The following is a 21,133-nucleotide window of genomic DNA, read 5'->3' on the forward strand; positions in this document are numbered from 1 at the left end:
AAGAACTGAAAAGTTCTTCGACCCGGTGCCCGCTTTAATTTTGCGGATCCCCGAGAAAAGTCACGGAAAAACGAGAGATTTCTAGAGGAAGCTACTTCCTGCGCCGCAGCACCTTGTTCAGCAGGAACCTGCCGCTCTCGTCCTTCGTCACGGCGAGCACGATCGCATAGATCGCGCCATAGGTCAGGCCTCGCACCAGCAGGTCGACGACGGGATTGCCGAAGGCCACGTAACGGTTCATCAGCAGGTCGGCGCCCACGATCAGCGCGCAGCCGATGACGGCATGCACGAGGGCGGCGCCGATCCTCAGGCGGCGCAGCACGTCGCGCGAACAGGCCGCACCGACCGAGAAGACCGTGAACTCAGCGGCCAGGATGCTGTAGCAGGCGGCCATCGTGCCGAAATGCGGAATCAGCACCAGGTCGAGCACGATGTTCACGACGGCGCCCAACGTGGTGGCGAGCGCCACCTTGCGCTCACGGCGCAGGGGGATGAGCACGGCACTGGCCAACAGCGCGTTCGGCGTGGCCATGAGCAGTGCGAAGGCGATGACGCCGAGCAGCGGCACGGCGTCGATGTAGTCGCGGCCGCTGATGATGAGCACGATCGGTTCGCGCAGCGTGTACAGCAGGATGGTGGCGGGGAAGGCGACGATGACGATGGTGTTGAACAGCCGGTTGAGCAGCGACGTGAAGCCGTGGCGGTCGTTCTCCGCCAGGTAGGACAGCCGGGGAAGGGAGACGACGGTGACGGAGTTGATGACGCGCTTGACGATCATGTAGATCTTCATGGCGACCGAGTAGAGGCCGACCTGTACGTCGCCGAGCATGGCGCCGACGAAGGTGGTGCCGGCGTTGCCGTAGATGGCGATGGCCACGTTGTTGGTGAACAGTGCCATGAGCGGGCCGATGTGGCGTTTGAAGTCGGTGGTGGCGGTGGGCTTGAGCGTGCTGTACTTGCGTGCGTGGATGAAGCCCCACACGTTGGCGGCGGAGGACGCGAAGACGGTGATGCCGGCGTAGATGACGTAGTCGGAGGGCGTGTGCACGAAGATGAACATGAGGATGATGGAGACGAACTGCACCGCGATCGTGCGCACGGACAGGTACAGGTAGTCCTCGTAGATGGAGTACAGCCAGTCCACGCCGATGGTGGTGAACCCGATGTTGAGGCTCATGATGACCAGCAGCGCCAGGTAGGCGTGCAGGCTGGGGATGGCGAAGACGACGACGACGAAGGCCACGTAGGCGATGGCGGAGGTGATCAGGTTAATGGTGAAGATCTGCCGGGCGAAACGGGTGAGGCGCGCCGGGTCGTCGCGGATGCGCGAGCCTTCGCGTACGGCGTAGTCGGCGATGCCGAGGGCGGCGAAGAGCGCGAAGTAGCTGACGATGGACTGCGCGTAGTTCACCTTGCCGATGTTGGCGGCGCCGAGGATGCGCGAGACGTAGGGGAAGGTGATGAGCGGGAAGACCATGCTCATAACGGTTTTCGTGGAGTTGAGCATGGCGTTGCGCGTCAGGGACGGCATCTTCGTTTTCTTCTGGGTCGTGGCTGGCTGGTTTTCCATGGGGTCGATTCTTCTGCGGCTTGGGTGACGATTTCAACTGGTACCGATGATAATGCGCATGGGGGAGTTCTTGGCCGATGGCCAAGAGTCCCATTGGACGGCAGGGCCTGTCCGCTCGGGCATGGCACATGCCGATGATGAACATGAACATAGGCTCCGCTTGCTAAGCTGTTGCTCATGACAGAATCGTTCATTCCAAAGAACATCATCGTGACGGGGGGCTGCGGCTTCATCGGCTCCAACTTCGTGCACTACGTAGCCAGGAACCATCCGGACACGCACGTCACGGTGCTGGACGCCCTGACCTACGCGGGCAACCTCGAGAACATCAAGCCGCTGCTGGGCGACCAGGTGGAGTTCGTCCACGGCAACATCTGCGACGCGCAGCTGCTCGACGAGCTCGTGCCCGGCCACGACGCCATCGTGCACTACGCCGCCGAGTCGCACAACGACAACTCGATCGCCAACCCGGAGCCCTTCCTGAAGACCAACGTGGAGGGCACCTTCCGGCTCATCGAGGCGGCGCGCAAGTACGACGTGCGCTTCCACCACGTGAGCACCGACGAGGTCTATGGCGACCTCGCCTTGGACGACCCGGCGAAGTTCACCGAGGAGACGCCCTACCATCCCTCCAGCCCGTACTCCTCCACGAAGGCGGACTCGGACATGCTCGTGCGCGCCTGGCACCGCACCTACGGCCTGCGCACCACCATCTCCAACTGCTCGAACAACTACGGCCCCTACCAGCACGTGGAGAAGTTCATCCCGCGCCAGATCACGAACATCATCGAGGGCATCCGCCCGAAGCTGTACGGCGACGGCCTCAATGTGCGCGACTGGATCCACACCGAGGACCACTCCAGCGCCGTGTGGACCATCCTGACCTGCGGCCGCATCGGCGAGACCTACCTGATCGGCGCCAACGGCGAGCGCAACAACCTCACCGTGCTCAAGGACATCCTGCGCGTGATGGGCCAGCCCGAGGACGCCTTCGACTGGGTCAAGGACCGTCCCGGCCACGACCGCCGCTACGCCATCGACTCCACGAAGCTGCAGACGGAGCTCGGCTGGCGTCCCACGCACACGGACTTCGAGTCTGGCCTGCGCCAGACGGTGCAGTGGTACGTCGACAACCCGCAGTGGTGGGAGCCCGCGAAGGCCGCCACCGAGGCGAAGTACAAGGCACAGGGGCAGTGAGCCCCACTCCGTAGAAATTGTTCTTTTTTTGAACAAAATCTAGGACGCGGGCCGCTTGCGCGGCCCGCCCTAGATTTTGTTCAAAAAATGAACAATTTCTCACGAGAGAGCTGCAAGCGGCATCGATCAACCAAGAAAGCGTATCCACCATGGAATTCGAGAAGGAACTGACGGCCACGGAGACCAATATCCCGGGGCTCATCGTATTCGACCTGCCGGTGCACGGCGACAACCGCGGCTGGTTCAAGGAGAACTGGCAGAAGGAGAAGATGACGGCACTGGGGCTGCCGGCTGACTTCGAACCGGTGCAGAACAACATCAGCTTCAACGCCGTACGCGGCGTGACGCGTGGCATCCACGCCGAGCCGTGGGACAAGTTCATCTCCGTGGCCACGGGCGAGGTCTTCGGCGCCTGGGTGGACCTGCGCCCCGGCGACTCCTTCGGCCAGGTGTTCACCACGCGCCTCGACCCGTCGCGCGCCATCTACGTGCCGCGCGGCGTGGGCAACAGCTTCCAGGCGCTCGAGGACGGCACCGCCTACACCTACCTGGTGAACGCGCATTGGTCGCTGGAGATGAAGAAGACCTACACCTTCGTCAACCTCGCCGACCCGGACCTGGGCATCCGGTGGCCGATCCCGCTCGAGGAATCCGAACGCAGCGAGGCGGACCTGCACCATCCGATGCTTGAAGAGGCCAAGCCCATGGAGCCGCGGCGCACCATGGTCACCGGCGCCAACGGCCAGCTGGGCCGCGCCATCCGCGCCTACGTGGAGGCGCACGGCCTCAAGGGCTTCGAGTTCACCGACATCGACGAATTCGACTTCTCCGACCCGGCCGCCTACGAGGGCATCGACTGGAGCCTGTACGGCACGATCATCAACGCCGGCGCCTACACCGCCGTGGACAAGGCGGAGACCCCGGAAGGCCGCGTGCTGGCATGGAAGGCGAACGCGGAGGGGCCGGCCCTGCTGGCGCAGGTGGCCCGTGAACACAACCTCACCTTGGTGCACATCAGCTCCGACTACGTCTTCGACGGCACCGCCGAAAGCCACGACGAGACCGAGCCCTTCGCGCCGCTGTCCGTCTACGGGCAGTCCAAGGCCGCCGGCGACATCGCCGTGGCCACCGCACCCAAGCACTACATCCTGCGCTCCAGTTGGGTGATCGGCGACGGCCACAACTTCGTGAAGACCATGATGGCGCTCTCCGACAGGGTCTCCGACCCCGACGACCGGCTCGACCAGGTGACCGTGGTCGACGACCAGATCGGCCGCCTGACCTTCACCGAGGACATGGCACGCGCCGTCTTCTTCCTGCTCGACTCCGGCGCAGCCTACGGCACCTACGACCTGACCGGCGCCGGCGACCCCGTCAGCTGGGCCGCCATCGCCGCCGAGGTCTTCGCCCAGGCCAACGGCAACGCCGAGCAGGTCAAGCCGATCTCCACCGCGGACTACTTCGCGAACGCCACCGCACCCGTGGCGCCGCGCCCCGCGTACAGCACCCTCGACCTGGCGAAGATCGAGGCCGCGGGCTTCGAGACGGCCAACTGGCGCGACTCGCTGCACGCCTACGTCCAGGCAGCGAAAGAAGGCAAGTGACATGAAGGGCATCATCCTCGCCGGCGGTTCCGGCACCCGTCTCTACCCGCTGACCACCGTCACCTCCAAGCAGCTGCTGCCGGTGTACGACAAGCCGATGATCTTCTACCCGCTGAGCACGCTCATGCTCGCCGGCATCCGCGACATCCTCATCATCTCCACGCCGAAGGACCTGCCGAACTTCGAGCGGCTGCTCGGTGACGGCTCGCAGTACGGCGTGCACCTCGAATACAAGGTGCAGCCCAGCCCCGACGGTCTCGCCCAGGCCTTCCTGCTCGGCGAGGACTTCATTGACGGCGAGGCGTGCGCGCTCGTGCTCGGCGACAACATCTTCTACGGCAACGGCCTGGGGCGCATCTTGCGCGCCGCCGTGGCACGCCAGGCGGGCGCCACCGTCTTCGGCTACTACGTGGACGACCCGGAACGCTACGGCGTCGTCGAGTTCGACCGCGACCACAAGGCCGTGAGCATCGTGGAGAAGCCGGAGCATCCCAAGTCACATTATGCGGTGACCGGCCTGTACTTCTACGACAACCGCGTGGTGGACTTCGCCAAGCAGGTCAAGCCGTCGCCGCGCGGCGAACTGGAGATCACCGACCTCAACCGCATGTACCTGGAGGACGGCTCGTTGCACGTGCAGACCCTCGGCCGCGGCTTCGCGTGGCTCGACACGGGCACCATGGACTCCCTGTACGAGGCGGGCGAGTTCGTGCGCACCGTACAGCACGCCCAGGGCATGCCCATCTCCGTGATCGAGGAGATCGCCTACGAGAACGGGTGGATCACCCGCGAGGAACTTGTGGAGGCTGGGCGAAAATACGGCAAGAGCCCCTACGGCAGGCATTTACTCGAAGTGGCCGAAGGGCATATCATGTTCGGCAGGGACGACTAGCCTGCCTACAGCCTGATCGTCCTGTTCCGCGGCCGGGCGGTACCCCGGCCGGCCTGACGACCCTGCGTGTCGTCGAACCTTGCCCAGTCACCAGGAGGAAGACGCATGTCCGAACGCGACGAAACCACCGCCGAGAACGGCACGCCGCCGGTCACCGAGACCACGGCCGGGGACGCCGCCAGCACAGCCGCGGCGGCCGACGGCAAACGCGGCGGCGAGACGGCTGACGGCCCTGCCGCCGCGCCACGCATGCCTTGGTACCGGCGCATCCACTGGTGGGGGTGGACCCTCATCGCGCTCCTCGTGGCCGTGCTCGCCGTCGTCGGCACCTTCGGCGTGCAGGGCCTCATAATCAAGCAGCATGAGCAGAAGGCCATCGCCGCGCTCACTGACACGGTCAAGGGCGGCGACCTGTCCAAGCTGCCCGAAGCAGTCACCAAGATGCAGGATGAGACGGCCGCTGCCAATAGGCTGGCGCACGCCGGCCTGTGGAGCGCCGCCGCCGGCCTGCCCGGCCTGGGCATGAACGTGCAGTCGCTGCAGGACATGACCCAGGTGGTCGACGACGCGGCGCACGAAACGCTGCCCAAGTACATGGACATCGTGGCCGACCTGCCCGTCAAGTCCCTCTTCAGTGACGGCACCGTGCACATCCAGCCCATCCTGGATGCCAAGGACAGGATCGTGGAGGCCAACGACTCCCTGCGCGACCAAGTGGAGGCCTACGACGCCATCCCGCAGCCTACCATCGGCCTGCTCTCCAACGTCTACGACCAAGGCCGTACCCTGCTCGACACGGGATTGCAGGCTGCGGACTGGACGGTGACGGACGTGCTGCCGCACCTGCGCGACTGGTTCGGCTACGACGCCACCCAGACCTACGCCATCCTGGTCATGACCCCCTCCGAGGAGCGCGCCGCCGGCGGCCTGATCGGCGCCGTGGGCACCCTGACCATCAAGGACGGCAAGTTCGAGGTGGGCAAGTTCGAGCCCAACACCACCTACTACAAATACGGCAGCGGCACCCTGACCGAGGACGAACAGCGCATCTACCAGGCGCAGGGCCCCGTGCACATGTACTACGACATCCGTGACCTGTCCAACTACCCGGATACGCAGCGCATCGCCGAGGAATTCCTGGCCTTGTGGAACCGCAGGCATGAGGACGACCCGCAGCTGCTCACCGGCGTGGTCACCTGCGACCCCGTCTTCGTGCAGGTCCTCGTCAAGGTGCTCGGCGACGTCACGCTGCCCGACGGCCGCGTACTCACCGGCACCAACACCGCGGACTTCCTCATGAACACCGTCTACAAGGACTACGAGCCCGAGGAGACCGACGCCTACTTCGGCACCGTCGCCTCAGCCTGCATCAAGCGGCTCATGGACGACCCCAGCCTCGCCAAGCTCGCCGCCATCGCCAAGCAGGTGCCCACCCTGGCCCGGAACCGCCACCTCAACGCGTGGTTCTTCAACCCCTACCTCATGCCCATCGGGCTGCAGATGGGCCTGGTCGCCTCCATCCCCACCAGCGAGGAGGCGCCGGAAGTCGGCATCTACCTGACCGAACAGAACCCCTCCAAGATGGGCTGGTACATCCGCCGCTCCGCCACCGTCGATGAGATCGACTGCGGCTCCGACAACGCCGACCCGCAAGGCACGAAGTACCACGTGACCTACACGCTCACCAACACCATGGACCGCGAAGAAGTGGACACGCTGCCCTGGTACATCACCGGCGTCGACGCCATCGGCCGTGGCACCGGCTACGAGAAGATTGCGTTCTACCCGCCGGAGGGCGGCACCATCAGCAACTTCCAGGTGACCGGCAACGGCGCGGACCCGACCGCCGACGTCATCAACCTGCGCTACATGTTCCACACCCTCACCCAGGTGCAGCCCGGCCGCACCGTGACCTACTCCTTCGACGTGCAGGTTTCGCCCGACGCCAAGTCGCAGCTGCGCATCGACCAGACGCCGTCCCAGGAAGAGACCCCCGACGTGACCTATACCAAGAGCTGCCCGGTGGAGTGGTGATGAGCGACGACAAGGACAAGGGCAACAGGGCACAGGACACCGAGACGTCGGCGGACGATGCGCTGACGGACGGCATGGCCGCCGACGGCGCGGCCGGCGCTGCCGACAACACGGATACGGCGACCGCAGACACGGCGACCGAAGGTACGCCAGGCGACGGCGCGGACATGGCCGACGATACCGCGGCCGCCGCACCGCGTGCGCCGTGGTACCGGCGTATCCGCTGGTGGGGGTGGACCCTCATCGGCGTCGCCGTCGTCATCCTCGGCCTGCTCGGCGCCTTCGCCGTGCAGGCGCTCATGATCAAACAGCACGAGGAACGCGCCATCGTCGCCGTCGTCGACGCCGCCAAGAGCGGCGACATGGCACGCGTCGGCGCCGTGGTGCCCGTCCTGCAGCAGGAGACGGCGGCCGCGGCGCAGCTGTCGCGCAGCGGCATGTGGGCCGCCGCAGCCGCGCTGCCCGGCGCCGTCGGCCACGACATGCGCACCATCCAGGACCTCCTCGACCTCGTCCACGAAGCCAGCGTGCAGGCAGTCCCGCAGTACGTGGACATCGGCAAGGCCGTCCTCGCGGACAAGCTGGTCAACGACGGGCACGTCGAGGTCCGGCCCATCGTCGACGAACTGCCCGCCATCCGCAAGGCCACGGAGTCGCTGCGCCTGCTCACGGCGGAGTACAACGCCCTCGACCGGCCGCGGATCGGCGCCATCGCCGGCTACTACGACATGGGGTCGAACGCGCTGCAGGAAGCCGTCAAGTATTCGGACATGGCCATCGACGACATCATCCCCAACTTGTCCGAATGGTTCGGCTACCAGGGGACGCAGACCTACGCGGTGCTCGCCATGACGCCCGCCGAGGCGCGCGCGTCGGGCGGCCTGGTCGGCTCCATCGGCTCCGTGAGCCTGACCGACGGCAAGATCACGGTCGGCGAGTTCGAGCCCAACACCGCGTACTGGCATGACGGCAAGGCCTTCATGGACATCGACGAGAAGCGCATCTACCATGAGGACGGCCCCCTGCACATGACCTACGACGTGCGCGACGTGACCAACTATCCGGACACCGAGCGCGTGGCCAAGGAATTCCGCGCCATGTGGAACAAGCACCACGAGAAGGACCCGGTCAGCCTTGACGGCGTCGTGCTCGTGGACCCGGTGGTGGTGCAGACGCTGGTCAAGGCGCTCGGCGACGTCACGCTGCCCGACGGCACCGTGCTCACCGGCTCCAACACCGCGGACTTCCTCATGAACACCATCTACATCGACGTCGACGTGGAGGAGCAGAACGAGTACTTCGGCGAGGTGGCCAAGGTGTGCATCAAGCGGCTCATGGCGAACTTCGACGTGGCCACGCTGGCGAAGATCGGGCAGGACATCCCCGCGCTGGCGAAGAACCGTCACCTGGCGATGTACTCCTTCGAACCCGAACTGCAGCAGCTCGTGCAGCTCGCGGGGCTCACGGCGGCCGAACCACGCGACAAGACCTACCCGGCGGTCGGCATCTACCTGACCGAGGTCAACCCCTCGAAGATGGACTGGTACGTCAAGCGCACCGTCACCGTCGAGCAGCTCACCTGCTCGGGGGAGGGGCGGCAGCAGTACCACGTGACCCTCACGATGACGAATACGCTCGACGAGCGGGAGGCATACCGGCTGAACGGCTACCTGGTGGGCGAGGAGGCCTACGGCGTGGGCGCGGCCTACGACAGGATCCTCTTCTACCCGCCGGCCGGCGGCTCCATCGGCAACTTCACGGTCAGCGGGCCGGCGTCGCTGCCCGTGTCCGACGCCATCAAGCGGCACTACCTCTTCCGCACGCTGCTGCGCCTGCAGCCGGGGGAGACCGCCGCCTACGAGTTCGACGTGACGACCTCGCAGTACGCCGCCCACCAGCTGCAGATCGACCAGACCCCCACGAGGGAGCTGGAGCCCGACGTCACGTATGTGAAGAAGTGCAGTGTGAACTAAAGTCCAGGTCTTGCTTACCCTGCGTTATGAGGGGCGTTCCCCGGGCCATGCCCGCGTTCTGAGGGGCGCGCCCCTCAGAAGCAGGAGATCATCTTTGGATTGAAAATATGTGAAGAAAAATAGTGATGTAGGCAATTCCTGATATTATCGAACAGTAATGTTCTCAGTGATACCCGCAACACACTTCCGTGATGCGGGTATAAATGTTTCGATGCGAGGAAGTTTGATCATGTCGATTCTTCAAGGTTTTGAGGCCGTCAATCCGGTCGGTCCGACGGGCAAGTCCGTGCTCACGGTCACGCCGCGCTACATCCGCTTCAACAAGAACTCCGTCCTGGAGCTGGATTCCCCGCGCTACGTGCAGCTGCTCACCAACCCGCAGACCAAGCAGATCGCCATCAAGGTGTGCAACGTCAATGACCCGAACGCCGTGCAGTTCGTCAACCCGAAGAAGCACACCGCGTCGGTGACGCTCACCTCCCCGGTCGTGCTCGGAGCCGTCCTGCAGTTCTTCGAGTTCCCCGAGGTCGCCGACGACCAGGTCGCCTACGCGCAGTTGCACGGCGTGCCGTACCCGGACGACCAGACGATCATCTACGACGTGGACGACTGCGTACAGGGCGTGATGCGCAAGCGCGGCCGCAAGAAGGCGTCGTACTACGCGGCGCAGTAAGCGTGGGTCCCCGTTGGGAAATTGTTCATTTTTTTTGAACAAAATCTAGGGGCGGGCTCCCCGGAAGCCACGAAAGGCGCCGGTACGCTGTCAGACAGCGTGCCGGCGCCTTTCGTGGCTTCCGGGGAGCCCGCCCCTAGATTTTGTTCAAAAAATGAACAATTTCCCAAGGGAGGGAGACCTGCGGCTTTAATACCAGTGGTTGGCCTGCCAGAAGGCGTAGGCACCTTGGATGGAGCCGTAGCGGCCCTTGCAGTAGTCCCAGAACCACTTGAGCTGGGTCTGGTAGTTGGTGGCCCAGTCGGCGCCGTGGGACGCCATCTTGCTGCCGGGCAGGGCCTGCGCGAGGCCGTAGGCGCCGGAGGAGGGGTTCGTGGCGGTGGGGGACCAGCCGGACTCGTGGGTGATGATGTACACGGTGGCGGTGAAGTCCGCTTCGCTGCCACCGTTGGCCAGCAGGTAGTCGTGCGCCCACTGCTGCATGTCGCCGACCGGCACGGTGGTGCCGATGCTCGAGTTCGCGGACTGCGACTGGCTGGCGTCGCTGCCGGAGGACGCGTTCGAGTCCGAGGACGAGTCGGTGTCCTGCTGCGTGGTCGTGGTGTCCTGCGCGACGCCGGTGCCGACGAGCACGACCTTCTCGACCGGGGCCTTCTTGACCCAGGAGGCGAAGGTGTTCGAGGAGACGACCTTGTCGCCGCTGCGGGTGACCAGGTTGGTCTTCTCCATGATGCCCTCTTCACCCTCGGTCTCCACCTTCTCCTCGCCCTTGGGCAGGGAGTCGGTCTCCTTGCGCACGGTGTTGAACGGGATTTTGGTCTCCTCCGTCTCCATCTGCGCACCGGCGCGCTCGATGGTGATGGTGGTGGATTCGTCGACCTTGTCGGTCAGGGCAGGGGTGACGGTGTCCTCCGGTTCCAGCGTGATGTCGCCGGCGTCGAGCACGGACTTCACGTCGGTGAAATCGGTGCCGAGCACGGTGCGGGTCTTGCCGTTGATGGTCACGTTGATGTAGGTGGGGTCGCCGTCCAGCGCCTCACGGGCATTGCCACGGGATGCCGCGTACGTATCGTCGGTGATCGAGTAGGCGGTAGGCTGGTCGGTGGCCACGACGTCGGAGTGTCGATAGATGTTGCTGGTGGCGATGCCTGCAGCCGCGACCAGTCCCACGCCTGCCACGCCGGATACGATGCGCATCCACTGGCGCTTGCTCAGCGAACGAAGGGACGGACCCTCGGCCTTGTGATGGGTTGCCATGCTGCTCCTCTGACACGGGTTTCAATCCTCGGCGGTATTGACGGGCTCCCTCGCGAAATCTCACGTTCTCATCGGACCCGTCGGTGCTCGGCCCCTGCTTTTCCTCTCGGGGACCGCCGCCGGAACGCATACACTGCCTACAAGTATACAACCGGGGATGAGCGATGTCGTCTCGCTTCCCGATATCCAGGTCGCCACTGCCTGGTGCTACCATCGTGGACCCCAGTATCCACGGGCCCTGAGCGCCACTGTGGCGGGTTTGTGAAAATTTGCCCGCACTCCTCCTTGGGAGGACGCGGATGCAGCGGACGGGCGGTGTCGTCCCTGCGCGAACGTTCGCGCAGGGACGACACCGCCCGCCCGGTCCATGCCCCGGACCGGTCCATGGACCGGAGGGGAGGGGGACGGCCTTACTGCTCGTCGATGAGGTCGCTCGGGTCCTCGTTGCCGTTGGCGGCGGCCTCGGCCAGCGCGGCCTTCACGTCGAGCTTCTTGGCCTGGGCGATCAGGTCATCCAGGTCGGCGGCGCGCAGGGCGCCGGCCTCCTGGTAGACGATGTGGCCCTCCTTGACGATCATGAGCGTCGGCACGGCCTGGATGTTGGCCTGGTTGGCCAGGTCCTGATTCTTGTCGATGTCGATCGAACCGAAGAAGATGTCCTGGTTGTCGGCCTGCTCGCTGGCCTTCTCGAAAATCGGGCCGAAGGCGCGGCAGGGGCCGCACCAGGTGGCGTTGAAGTCGAAGAAGGAAAGGTCGTGGTCCTTCACGGCCTGCTCGAAGGTATCGCTGGTAATGTCCTGAACTGCCATGATTGGTACTCCTTGTGACGTGTCCGCGAGGACGCCATCTGCGCCCCGCACTTGCTTTCTACCATTCCATGGCACGGTGTGACAACCCTGTGAATCAGCCATGGGTGGAACCTGCGCGACCCGGGAATACGCTCGCGTGTCTCGCTGTACGGGTGGATAATGGTGGGCATGCCAGTACTCAATGACGAAGTGCCCGACGACGACGATTTCGATGCGGGCCGCAAGCGCGGGGAGTTCGACCACATCACCCCGGAGGACATCACGCAGGACCATGGCTCGGGGCGCGTGACGCCGCCCGGCTGGCTGGACGGCGCCGAACTGGGCCGCATCCGCCGCAGCGTGCCGATCGCCTACGTGGAGGTGGTGCCCGTGCGCACCGACGAGCTCGGCCGCGTGGTGCGCGTCGGCTCCCTGCTGCGCGTATGCGACGACGGCTCGATCGTGGAACGCACCCTGGTCACCGGCCGCGTGCTCTACCACGAGACGGTCCGCGAGGCCATCGCCCGCAACATCGCCAAGGACCTGGGCGACATCGCCCTGCCCGTCCTGCCGACCGCCCTCGTGCCCTTCACCGTGGCGGAGTTCTTCCCCACGCCGGGCATGTCGCCCTACCACGACGAACGCCAGCACGCCATCGCCCTGTGCTACGTGGTGCCGATCGCCGGCGACTGCAAGCCGCAGGACGAGACCTTGGACCTCGAATGGATCGACCCCGCCAGCGATGCCCTGGAGCGCTGCCTGGACCAGATGTCCGACGGCCACGGCGAAATCCTGCGCCAGGCGCTGGCGTGGGCGGGCGTATGAGAAATTGTTCGTTTTTTGAACAAAATCTCGGAAGGAATGGATCAAGGAGGTCCCATGCCACTGACACTCGCCAACCACATCTACCGCGCGGGGGAGGGGGTGCCGCTCGTCCTCATCCACGGCTTCCCCGTCGACCACCGCATGTGGGACCGCTGCGCCACCGCGCTCATGGAGGTCACGGACGCCGACGAGACGCCCCAGTACCCGATCTGGGCCCCGGACATGCCCGGCGCGGGGGCCGGCGCGGTGCCCAAGGCCGACCGGAGCGGCCCCGAAGCCGCCGACGGCGCCTACCCGCAGGCACTCGACCTGGTGGCCGACGCCTACGTGGACTTGGTCCGCGTGGCCGGCTACGACCAGGCCATCTGGGCGGGCCTGTCGATGGGCGGCTACGTGGCGCTCGACATCCAGCGCCGCCACCCCGAGGCGGTGGCCGGCATGGCACTTCTGGACACCAAGGGCGACGCCGACTCCGCCGCATCGCGCGCCAACCGCATCCGCATCGCCCACGAGTGCGTCGCCGGGCACACCACCGACCCCGTCATGTTCTTCGTGGACGTGCAGCCCGGCGACTCCAGCGTCAAGCGTTCCGCCGCCTACATCGACCAGTTCGCCGAGTGGATCCGCGAACAGCAGCCCGCCGGCGTCGCCTGGCGCGAACTCATGGCCGCCGGACGGCCCGACCTCAATGACCAGTTCGCCCGCATCGGCGCGCCGGCCGCCGTCGTCTGCGGCGTCGACGACCCCTCCAGTCCGCCGAAGGTCATGGAGCCGATCGCCGAGGCCATGGTCGGCACCGAGGTGCACATGACGGAGATCGAGGACTGCGGCCACTTCAGCGCCTGGGAACGCCCCGAGGAGGTCGCCGCCGCCCTGCACGCCCTCGTCGCCCGCGTCCACGACCTGCGCCGGGGCCCGCGCGCCTGAGCCGCGCGGCCGGCGTCGCGCGTCCCGCGAACCGCGGGCCCATGGGAACGTCGGCATGCTACATTGGGCGCCAGTACCGAGGACAACCCGAGGACATCCGGTGGTGCGCAGGCGCTGCCGGGGAAAGAAGGCATCCATGTTCGCTCCGCTCGCGCTGACCCAGGCGCTGCCCTTCCTGCCGCTGGCACAGGGCGACATCGACTACGGGGTGGACGAGCGCGCCGACCCGGGCCTCATCGGCCGGACCCTGCGCGAGGAGGGCACCAAGGTCGTCCTCGTGCGCGGGGGCCTGCTGGGCGTCCCGCACGGCCACGGCCGGCCCGGCCGCCAGGGCCGCATGCGCCTGGCCACGTTGCCCGGCGCCTACGTGGAGCGCGAACTGGGCGCCCACCCCGAGGTGACCGCCATCTACCTGGGCTCCTACGCCACGCCCCGCACCGAACGCGTGGTCGCGCTCGACCTGAGCCGCGTCGGCCGGCAGTCCCTCGAGCAGGCGGTCGATGAATCCGCAATCGCCGCCGACGATGCCTTCGACGCCACCTCCGGCCCGGCCACGGGCCGCGCCCCGGGCTCCCTGTTCGACTCCGCCGTCGACCGCTTCGACTGGGTGGACCTGCGCGCCTTCGTGCCGCACGCGTCCGCCCGCGAGGTCGGTCAGGCCACGACCATGGTCTCCCTGGCCAACTGGTACGCCTACCAGGCGCACTGCCCGCACTGCGGCGCACCCACCCGGTCCGCGATGAGCGGCTGGGCGCAACGCTGCACGAACGACGACGACGGCAACCCGCTGCTGTTCCCGCGCGTCGAACCGGCCGTGATCATGGCCGTCGTCGATTCGCAGGACCGCCTGCTGCTGCAGCACAACCGTTCCTGGAAGAACCCCGTCTTCCACTCCGTGTCCGCAGGCTTCGTGGAGGCCGGCGAGAACCTCGAGCACGCCTGTCGCCGCGAGACGATGGAGGAGACCGGCATCCGCGTGGGCGAAGTCAGGTATCTCGGCTCGCAGCCCTGGCCCTACCGCATCTCGCTCATGATGGCCTTCAAGGGGCAGGCGCTCGACACGGACATCCACGTCGACGGCCAGGAAGTCGTCTCCGCGCAGTGGGTGAGCCGCGACGAGCTCACCGGCATGCTCGCGGCGGGCGAACTGGAACTGCCCGGCCGCGCCACCATCGCCCGGTACATGATCGAGGAATGGTACGGCCGCGAACTGTAGACGCGCGCCGTCCACGGCACCGAGGACTTCCCACAGACACAGACAGATACACAGAGACACAAGAGGAGAGCACCATGGCACAGAACGACGACACCAAGGGCACGCGGCTGGACGTCCCCCAGCACCTGCGCTACTCGCAGGACCACGTCTGGGTGGACGACTCCGTCTCCCCGGCCATCCTGGGCATCACCGACTACGCCGCCAGCCAGATGGGCGACATCGTCTTCGTGGACCTGCCCGTCGTCGACACGCACGTCGAGGCCGGCGACGAGCTGCTGCAGGTCGAGTCGGCGAAGGCCGTCGAACCGGTGATCTCGCCGGTCGCCGGCACCGTGCGCTACGTCAACCGCGAGGCGGAGGACGACGGCGCCATCGTCAACGACGACCCCTACGGCGAGGGCTGGCTGGTCAAGATCGACCTCGACGACGAGAACCCCGACCTGATGGACGCCGACGAGTACGCGGCGATGATCGGCTGATGCGCATGGCCAAGGAAGAACCCCTCACCCCCGCCGCCAGCGACATACGCGGCGTCCTGCAGGAGGCGCAGGAAGCCGGCGAGCCGGTCGCGCTGCGCACGACCAGCGCCGCGACCTCCAGCGATGACATGCCCACCGTCGCGATTCCGCTCGGCGAGATCGCCGGAACCCCGACCTCGCAGGCGCGCCGCCAGTCGACGCGCCTGCGCCGCCTGGCCGCCGGCAACCCGCTCAAGCGGCTTGCCCGGCGCGCCGTCATCACCGTCTTCGGCTGGTGGACGGCCTTCTCCACCCGCCTGGTGCGCCAGCTGGGCTGGTTCCCCAGCGTCAAGCCGTACGTCGGCTACGGCACCGAGGAGTACTCCAGGCTCGTGTGCCGCACCATCTACGCGCCCACCCACGCCAAGCCGCACACGCCCATGCGCGGCATCCACGCCATGCTCGAGGTGCCGGCGGCCGGCGAGCGCGTGCGTCTGTCCATCGACGACGTACCGCTGCGCACCGTGCAGGTCGGCACCATGGAGATCTACGACCGCGTCGACCCGTCGCGCAGCCGCACGATGGACTATTCGGTCTCCGACTCCGCCGGCTACCTCGACCTGCTGGCGGAGCACCGGCTGGAGCCGGGCATCCACACGGTCAGCTGCCGCGTGCCGCGCCGGCCTCCGGTGGACGCCGAACTGTTCACCATCCCCAGCGACACGCGCATCGGTGTCATCTCCGACGTGGACGACACGATCATGGTCACGCAGGTGCCGACCATCTGGAAGGCCGCGTACAACATGATGCTGCTCTCGCCGAGGAAGCGCGCCAGCGTGCCGGGCATGGCGGTGATGTACAACGACATTCGCCGGATGTTCCCCAATGCGCCGTTCTTCTACCTGTCGACGTCGCCGTGGAACGTGGAGAGCTCGATCCGCCGCTTCATCACCGACTACGGCTTCCCGGACGGCCCGCTGCTGCTGCGCGACCTGGACCCGCGCCCGAAGACCTTCATCCCCTCGGGCGTGCAGCACAAGCTGGAGTACGCCGAGCAGCTCATGGAGGACTTCCCGGACATGAAGTTCATCCTCATCGGCGACGACGGCCAGAAGGACCCGACGACCTACGCGGAAATCGCGCGGCGCTACCCGGGGCGCGTGCTGTCCATCGCCATCCGCCAGCTCTCGCCGCGCGAGGCGTCCGGCGGCCTGCCGCTGGCGGCGGTGACGGCCACTCAGCCGGTGCCGGTCACCGAAGTGCCCGTGTTCATGGGCAGCACCGGCTCGAACCTGCGCAAGACGATGCTGCCGTACCTGCAGTCCTTCGCCCCTTCGGCAGGGAGCGGCGAAGAGCTATAATCCTCCCCATGAACAGCTCGAACATGCCCGCCGCCCCGGTCGCGGCCCGCGAACCCAGTGAACGCACCTACCATGGCGACACCTTCGTCGACCCCTACGCCTGGATGGGCGACCGGCGCTCGCCGCGCCTGCGCCGCTTCGTCGAGGAGGAGAACGCGTACACGGAGGCGCGCATGGCGCACCTGACGCCGTTGCGCGAGCGGCTGTTCGAGGAGTTCCGTGCGCGCATCCAGGAGACGGACATGTCCGTGCCGACGCGCATGGACGGCTACTGGTACTACGCGCGCACCCAGGAGGGCAAGCAGTACGGCATCCAGTGCCGCCTGCCGATCGCGGGCCCCGACGACTGGGACCCGCCGGCCGTGGACGCCGACGCCGCGCCCGGCACGACCCCGGGCGAGCAGGTCGTGCTCGACGCGAACGTGGAGGCGGCCGGCCATGACTTCTTCGCCATCGGCGGCATGGACATCAGCAAGGACGGCCGTTGGATGCTGCTGGGCACCGACACGCACGGCGACGAGCGCTACGACTACGTGATCCGCGACGTGCGGATGGGCGAGGAGCTGCCCGAACGCTTCGAGGGCATCGCCGCCGCCTGCTTCACGCCCGACGCGCGCTACGTGTTCTACACGTTGCTCGACGAGGCGCAGCGGCCGTACAAGGTGCGCCGCCACAAGGTCGGCACGCCCGTGGAGGAGGACGCCGACGTCTACGAGGAGACCGACGAGCGCTTCTGGGTGGGCTGCAGCATCTCCTTCGACGACCGGCACGTGGTCATCTCCACCGGCTCGAAGACCACCAGCGAGGTGCTCATGCTGCCCACGGCCACGCCGGAGGGCGCGTTCGTGCCCTTCATCGAACGCCAAGCGGGCATCGAGTACGACGTGAGCTTCGCCACCTTCGAGGGCGCCGGCGAGGACGGTGCCGACATCCCCGTCGCCGTCGTCTACCACAATGCGACGAACCCGAACTTCACCATCGACGTCATCGACATGCGCGCCTCCAGGCCGCCGTACCGGCTAGGTGACGGCATGACGGTCGCCTGCGGCTCGCCCTACGGCACCGAGGCCGGTCCTGGCGGTCGCGTCGGCGACCCGTACATGGACCCGGCGAACCCTGCGATCCTGCAGGGCGTGCGCGGCCTGGCCATCGAGGGCATTGCGCTGCACCGGCACTACGTGGCGCTGAGCTACCGTGCCGACGGCCTGCCGCGCCTGGCGACGATGACCAAGACGGCCGCCGCGCGCGACTTCCTGGCGGGCCGTCCGTGGTCCTTCGCCGAGGTCACGCCGCCGCCCCTGGACGACGACGCCGTCGACGGCGCACCGTCGCTGCTCGGCGGCACCCCCGGCCGGCTGTACTCGATCGGCGCGGGCGGCAACCCCTCCTACGACGCGCCGCGGATGCGCTACTCCTTCACCAGCTACACGCGGCCCGGCGAACTGCGCGAGATCGACCCGGTCACGGGCGCCAGCGTGCTGCTCAAGCGCGCGACCGTGCGCGGCGACTACGACCCGCGCGACTACGTGGAACAGCGTGTGTGGGTCACGGCGCGCGACGGCGAGCAGGTGCCCGTGTCCCTCGTCTATCGGCGCGACGCGGCCACCGAGTCCATGCCGATGTTCGTCACCGGATACGGCGCCTACGAGATCAGCTCCGACCCGACCTTCTCCGTGGGCCGGCTGAGCATGCTCGACCGCGGCGCGCTCTACGCGGTGGTGCACGTGCGCGGCGGCGGCGAGATGGGCCGCGGCTGGTACGAGCAGGGGCGGAGGCTGTCCAAGAAGCACACCTTCGAGGACTTCGTGGACGCGGTGGCGGCGCTCGAGGACGCCGGCCTAGCGGACCCGGCGCACACCGTGGCCAACGGTGGTTCTGCGGGCGGCCTGCTCATGGGCGCGATCGCGAACATGGCGCCGGAACGTTTCGCGGGCATCGAGGCCGACGTGCCCTTCGTGGACGCGCTGACCACGATCCTCGACCCGTCGCTGCCGCTGACCGTGACCGAATGGGACGAGTGGGGCGACCCGTTGCACGACCGCGAGGTGTACGAGTACATGCGCGACTACTCGCCCTACGAGAATTCGCCCGAGGTGCCCGCGGACGCGGCCGGGTACCCGAGGATCTTCATCACGACGTCGATGAACGATTCGCGCGTGCTGGTCACCGAACCGCTCAAGTGGGTGGCACGCCTGCAGGTCGCCGGCGTGGACGCCCTGATCAGGGTCGAGGTGGAGGCTGGCCACGGTGGCGGTTCGGGCAGGTACAAGCAGTGGAAGGACCTGTGCTACGAGAACGCGTGGTGTCTGGAGCGGATGGGACTGGGTGCCCTCTGAGCGGTCCGCCCTTCCCCTTGAGAAATTGTTCATTTTTTGAACAAAATCTCAAGGGGAAGGACCGTGGAAGAACGGCCTCTGTCCACCAGATGACCGGGGGGTTCCGGGGCCGTGGGGCACCGTGTACCCTTCCCCACATGGAACAAATCACTATTGCGGTCATCCCCGGCGATGGCATCGGCAAGGAAGTCACCCCGTGGGCCCAGCAGGCGCTGGAGAAGGCGACCGAGGGGCAGGCGCAGTTCGCCTACGAGCATTTCGACCTGGGCGCCGAACGCTACCTGCGTGACGGCGAGATCCTGCCCGAGGAGGACCTGGAACGCATCAAGAAGACGGACGCGATCCTCCTGGGCGCGGTGGGCGACCCGCGCATCAAGGCCGGCATCCTCGAACGCGGCCTGCTGCTCAAGCTGCGCTTCGCGCTCGACCAGTACGTGAACCTGCGCCCCTCCAAGCTCTACCGGGGCGTCGAGTCGCCGCTGGCGGACCCGGGCGACATCGACTTCGTGGTGGTGCGCGAGGGCACCGAGGGCCTGTATTGCGGTGCCGGCGGCGCCATCCGCAAGGGCACGGAGCACGAGGTGGCCACCGAGGTGTCCATCAACACCGCCTACGGCGTGGAACGCGTGGTGCGCTACGCCTTCGAGCTGGCCATGAAGCGCCGCAAGCACATCACCCTGGTGCACAAGAAGAACGTGCTGGTCAACGCCGGCGACATGTGGCAGCGCCTCGTGGACAAGGTGGGCGAGGAATACCCGGAGGTCACCACCGACTACAACCACATCGACGCCGCCACCATCTACCTGGTGACCGACCCGTCGCGCTTCGACGTGATCCTCACCGACAACCTCTTCGGCGACATCCTCACCGACGAGGCCGGTGCCGTCGTGGGCGGCGTGGGCTACTCCGCTTCCGGCTGCATCAACGCGTCCAACGAGTACCCGTCCATGTTCGAGCCGATCCACGGTTCCGCGCCGGACATCGCCGGCCAGAACAAGGCGAACCCGACCGCCGCGATCCTCTCCGCCGCCATGCTGCTGCGCCATCTGGGATTCGACGAGGCCGCGGCCCGCATCGACGCCGCCGTGGAGGCGGACATCGCCGAACTGGGCTCCACCGAACGCTCCACCGACGAGGTCGGCCGCGCGATCCTCGGACGCATCTGACCCATCCCGGCCGGCCAATCGTGGCCCGGCTGTAGACTGGGCGCGAAAACCCGGGGCGCAAGCCCCATGACCATCCTGCAGAAAAAGAGGACCATCATGTGCTGCAACTGTGACGAAGCTTCGATGAACTACAGCAACGGCTTCCAGACCTACGCCGCGCCCACCTCGGGCCCGTACATCGCCACCACCCACGTGCCGAGCGAGTACGGCCCCGTCTACGTGGCCTGAGGCTGCATGTAGAGTCGCGTAGAAAGCGGAAAGCCGGTGCCTGCGGCTTCGGTCCGTCATGATGATGGGGACCGGCGGCGGGTGCCGGCTTTTTTCGTGCGGTTCTGAGAGAGGGTGCCTGGTCTGGATGGGACCATATGAAGGCCAGGGCCTCCTTTGTGGTTGCTCCCGTTCCAGAAATCTCTCGTTTTTTGATCCGTCCCCCGTTTTCTGGACACAGGAAATAGGAGGACGGTTCTTTTGGTTGTGTATCGTCGTGAGGTACGTGAGCAGGCGTTGGTCCTGTTCGAGTACGGGTTCAAGTATGGTGCGGTTTCCTCGAAACTGGGCATAGGCCAGGGCGTGGCACGTGCTTGGCAGGACCTGTACGAGGCTTGTGGCAAGGAGGCTTTGCTGGATATGGGAAGCACGCATCGTTCGTACGCGTACGAGACCAAGCTCGAGGCGGTACGCCGTCTGGAGGCGGGTGAGTCGCCGCGCCAGGTGATGGCCGGGTTGCATATCGCGTCCAGGAGCGTGCTGGCCCGGTGGCGGGCCGCGTGGAAGCAAGGCGGGGACGATGCGTTGCGCGCCAAGCCCCGGGAGGCCTAGGGGGTCGNGAACAAGCCGGTCGAGCCCACGCGCGAGC

At 66.6% G+C, this 21,133-nt stretch carries 17 protein-coding genes; 14 read left to right on the forward strand and 3 right to left on the reverse strand.

What is annotated here, in order from left to right; genetic code table 11:
• Positions 1-91: 91 nt before the first annotated feature.
• Entirely contained in the window at positions 92-1,570 is a 1,479-nt protein-coding gene (locus BCUN_RS08055) for a flippase (RefSeq protein WP_081895630.1), read from the reverse strand.
• A 177-nt stretch (positions 1,571-1,747) separates the two neighbouring features.
• Between BCUN_RS08055 and rfbB the strand changes: the two genes are divergently transcribed.
• The 6 genes from rfbB (at position 1,748) to BCUN_RS08090 (ending at position 9,943) form a co-directional block, all read left to right on the forward strand.
• Entirely contained in the window at positions 1,748-2,767 is a 1,020-nt protein-coding gene (gene rfbB / locus BCUN_RS08065) for a dTDP-glucose 4,6-dehydratase (protein WP_033516422.1), read from the forward strand.
• Positions 2,768-2,916: 149 nt separating this feature from the next.
• Entirely contained in the window at positions 2,917-4,371 is a 1,455-nt protein-coding gene (locus tag BCUN_RS08070) for a sugar nucleotide-binding protein (RefSeq protein WP_033517984.1), read from the forward strand.
• A gap of 1 nt (position 4,372) precedes the next feature.
• Entirely contained in the window at positions 4,373-5,263 is an 891-nt protein-coding gene (gene rfbA, locus BCUN_RS08075) for a glucose-1-phosphate thymidylyltransferase RfbA (RefSeq protein WP_033517986.1), read from the forward strand.
• Between the two features lie 105 nt (positions 5,264-5,368).
• Entirely contained in the window at positions 5,369-7,297 is a 1,929-nt protein-coding gene (locus BCUN_RS08080; RefSeq protein ID WP_051920949.1) for a DUF4012 domain-containing protein, read from the forward strand.
• Positions 7,297-9,270: a DUF4012 domain-containing protein gene (locus BCUN_RS08085; protein WP_051920950.1), complete on the forward strand. Its 1,974-nt coding sequence runs from the start codon at positions 7,297-7,299 to the stop codon at positions 9,268-9,270. Before BCUN_RS08080 ends, BCUN_RS08085 begins: the two co-directional genes overlap by 1 nt.
• Before the next feature lie 229 nt (positions 9,271-9,499).
• Positions 9,500-9,943 carry a hypothetical protein gene (locus BCUN_RS08090; RefSeq protein WP_033517988.1) on the forward strand — a complete coding sequence of 148 codons (444 nt, stop codon included), beginning with the start codon at positions 9,500-9,502 and terminating at the stop codon, positions 9,941-9,943.
• Positions 9,944-10,132: 189 nt separating this feature from the next.
• Here BCUN_RS08090 and BCUN_RS08095 read toward each other — a convergent pair whose 3' ends face one another.
• Entirely contained in the window at positions 10,133-11,200 is a 1,068-nt protein-coding gene (locus tag BCUN_RS08095; protein WP_033518659.1) for an aggregation-promoting factor C-terminal-like domain-containing protein, read from the reverse strand.
• 410 nt (positions 11,201-11,610) lie between these two features.
• The gene (locus BCUN_RS08100) at positions 11,611-12,009 is read right to left on the reverse strand and encodes a thioredoxin family protein (RefSeq protein ID WP_033518829.1); all 399 of its coding nucleotides are present in this window, start codon (positions 12,007-12,009) and stop codon (positions 11,611-11,613) included.
• A 168-nt stretch (positions 12,010-12,177) separates the two neighbouring features.
• Here BCUN_RS08100 and BCUN_RS08105 point away from each other — a divergent pair, with 168 nt between their 5' ends.
• The 8 genes from BCUN_RS08105 to BCUN_RS08140 all read left to right on the forward strand — a co-directional run bounded on the left by BCUN_RS08105 (position 12,178) and on the right by BCUN_RS08140 (position 21,096).
• Positions 12,178-12,813: a DUF4916 domain-containing protein gene (locus BCUN_RS08105; protein WP_033518831.1), complete on the forward strand. Its 636-nt coding sequence runs from the start codon at positions 12,178-12,180 to the stop codon at positions 12,811-12,813.
• Positions 12,814-12,867: 54 nt separating this feature from the next.
• Positions 12,868-13,740, forward strand: coding sequence for an alpha/beta fold hydrolase (locus tag BCUN_RS08110; protein WP_051920951.1), 873 nt, complete (start codon positions 12,868-12,870; stop codon positions 13,738-13,740).
• A 136-nt stretch (positions 13,741-13,876) separates the two neighbouring features.
• Positions 13,877-14,956: an NAD(+) diphosphatase gene (gene nudC, locus BCUN_RS08115; RefSeq protein ID WP_033518203.1), complete on the forward strand. Its 1,080-nt coding sequence runs from the start codon at positions 13,877-13,879 to the stop codon at positions 14,954-14,956.
• Positions 14,957-15,030: 74 nt separating this feature from the next.
• Entirely contained in the window at positions 15,031-15,435 is a 405-nt protein-coding gene (gene gcvH, locus BCUN_RS08120) for a glycine cleavage system protein GcvH (RefSeq protein WP_033518205.1), read from the forward strand.
• A gap of 5 nt (positions 15,436-15,440) precedes the next feature.
• A complete protein-coding gene (locus BCUN_RS08125) occupies positions 15,441-16,775 on the forward strand; it encodes an App1 family protein (protein ID WP_420796472.1) in 1,335 nt (444 codons plus the stop codon).
• A gap of 8 nt (positions 16,776-16,783) precedes the next feature.
• Positions 16,784-19,111 carry a S9 family peptidase gene (locus BCUN_RS08130; protein ID WP_033518207.1) on the forward strand — a complete coding sequence of 776 codons (2,328 nt, stop codon included), beginning with the start codon at positions 16,784-16,786 and terminating at the stop codon, positions 19,109-19,111.
• Between the two features lie 137 nt (positions 19,112-19,248).
• Complete coding sequence (locus tag BCUN_RS08135; RefSeq protein ID WP_033518796.1) at positions 19,249-20,277, forward strand: 3-isopropylmalate dehydrogenase; 1,029 nt, start codon at positions 19,249-19,251, stop codon at positions 20,275-20,277.
• 474 nt (positions 20,278-20,751) lie between these two features.
• The gene (locus BCUN_RS08140; protein WP_156100147.1) at positions 20,752-21,096 is read left to right on the forward strand and encodes a helix-turn-helix domain-containing protein; all 345 of its coding nucleotides are present in this window, start codon (positions 20,752-20,754) and stop codon (positions 21,094-21,096) included.
• Positions 21,097-21,133: the final 37 nt, after the last annotated feature.

The organism is Bifidobacterium cuniculi, assembly GCF_000741575.1.
Classification (GTDB): domain Bacteria; phylum Actinomycetota; class Actinomycetes; order Actinomycetales; family Bifidobacteriaceae; genus Bifidobacterium; species Bifidobacterium cuniculi.